We start from the raw sequence: 1,847 nt of genomic DNA on the forward strand, positions 1-1,847 counted from the left end.
ATATAGCATGGTTCTTGGCAATTGTAGCGCTTATGCTGATTGCTCTAAGTATTGGATATTATTTTGGCATTAAAGATGCGAGGCAGACTCTAACACCTAAACAAACAAAGCAAAGCAAAAGAGTAAAAAGAGAAGAAAAACTTCCAAAAATAGCAGTAACTAAGGTAGAAACGCAACTTAAAGAAGTTTTGAAAAAAGGGCAGCAGACTTATATCTCTGCCGCACATGAGATAGAAGATGAAAAACTTGCTAATCCTCCAAAAATAGAAGAAAAAAAGCGTGTAATTTATGAGCACAAACCAATGCTCGCTATTGTTATAGATGATGTACAAACTGCACGGCAGGTCAAAGCCATAAAAAGTTTGCATTTACCGCTAACTATGTCATTTTTACCTCCGCGTGCAGCACGACCAAACTCAGCAAAACTTGCTGCTCATGAAAAGTTTTATATGGTGCATCTTCCTATGGAAGCGATGCATTTTAGTGCTGAAGAACCAGATACATTAAGAGTAACAGACTCACAGCAAAAGATTTCTAAACGCATTGCTTTTATTAAAAAAGAGTTTCCAAGGGTACGCTATATCAATAATCATACTGGAAGTAAATTTACTGCAAATGAGAAAGCTGTAAATAGATTGATTTATGCTTTAAATAAAAATCATATTCACTTTATAGACAGTAGAACAACAGCAAAAACAAAAGTACCTCAAGTAGAAAAAGCGTATGGATTGAAATATGTTGCTAGGGATGTTTTTTTAGACCATCATATGGATAAGGCATATGTTTTAAAACAGATTAAAATTGCTATAAAGGTTGCAAAAGCTCATGGACATGCCATAGCAATTGGACATCCTCACAAAGAGACGCTTGAAGCCATAAGAGAATCAAAAAAGCTCTTTAAAGATGTGGATTTAGTGCAAGTTTATAAGGTCTACTAAGAGAATGCAAAAAAGAGTAGATTTTCATATTGATGCTTTAGATGCAATGAAAAAATATCCAAAAGAGCTCTGTTTTAAAGGAAACCTTGAGCTTTTAAAGAGACCAAAAATGGCAATAGTCGGCAGTAGAAAACCAAATCAATACGCAAGAGAAATGACGCATATTTTAGCTTCAAAACTTGCAAATGCGAATGTTTGTATTGTTAGTGGTGGCGCTATTGGTGTGGATGCAATTGCGCACAAAGCAGCAGGGAGTAAAAATACTATAATGGTAGCAGCAACAGGTTTAGATAAACGCTACCCTGCAATAAATTCGAAATTGATACAAAATATGGAGAATGAGGGCTTGGTTCTGAGTCAATTTGCAGAAGGGACGCCCTCTACAAGATACAACTTTGTACTAAGAAATGAACTTGTAGTGGCACTTGGTGATGTTCTTATTGTAAGCTATGCAGATATAAACTCGGGAACTATGAGAAGTGTAGAGTATGCTTTGAAAATGGGAAAAAAGGTTTATGTTTTAGCCCATAGAATTGGTGAGAGTGAAGCTACCAATAGACTTTTAGCTCAGAGCAAGGCAGAAGCTATTTATAATATTGACACTTTTGTAAAAAAGTTCACTGCGTTTGATGTATCATCAATAAAAGAGGATGAATTTTTAGAGTATTGCAAATCTACCCCTACTTACGAAGAGGCATTAAAAAGATTTCCTTCAAGGCTTTTTGAAGCAGAACTAAGTGCCGAGATAGTGATAAAAAATGCTAAAGTTTATATTGCTTAAAGAATAAGCATCGCATCGCCATAAGAGTAGAAGCGATATTTCTTTTTTATAGCTTCAGCATAGAGTTCTTGAGTCTTTTCAAGACCAACAAAAGAGGCAACAAGCATTAAGAGTGTTGATTTTGGTAG

General features: G+C 35.4%; 3 protein-coding genes. 2 read left to right on the forward strand and 1 reads right to left on the reverse strand.

Translation table 11 applies throughout. The features are described 5' to 3' along the window. The first annotated feature begins 2 nt into the window (after positions 1-2). Positions 3-938 carry a divergent polysaccharide deacetylase family protein gene (locus MVY38_RS10245; RefSeq protein WP_297485872.1) on the forward strand — a complete coding sequence of 312 codons (936 nt, stop codon included), beginning with the start codon at positions 3-5 and terminating at the stop codon, positions 936-938. Positions 939-942: 4 nt separating this feature from the next. After that, positions 943-1,719, forward strand: a complete 777-nt coding sequence (locus tag MVY38_RS10250) for a DNA-processing protein DprA (protein ID WP_297485874.1) — start codon at positions 943-945, stop codon at positions 1,717-1,719. Here MVY38_RS10250 and MVY38_RS10255 read toward each other — a convergent pair. Further along, the coding region (locus MVY38_RS10255) for an S-adenosylmethionine:tRNA ribosyltransferase-isomerase (RefSeq protein ID WP_297485876.1) at positions 1,716-1,847 on the reverse strand (132 nt) is incomplete at its 5' end. The genes MVY38_RS10250 and MVY38_RS10255 overlap by 4 nt on opposite strands.

It is taken from the genome of Sulfurimonas sp. (genome assembly GCF_027056685.1).
GTDB lineage: Bacteria > Campylobacterota > Campylobacteria > Campylobacterales > Sulfurimonadaceae > Sulfurimonas.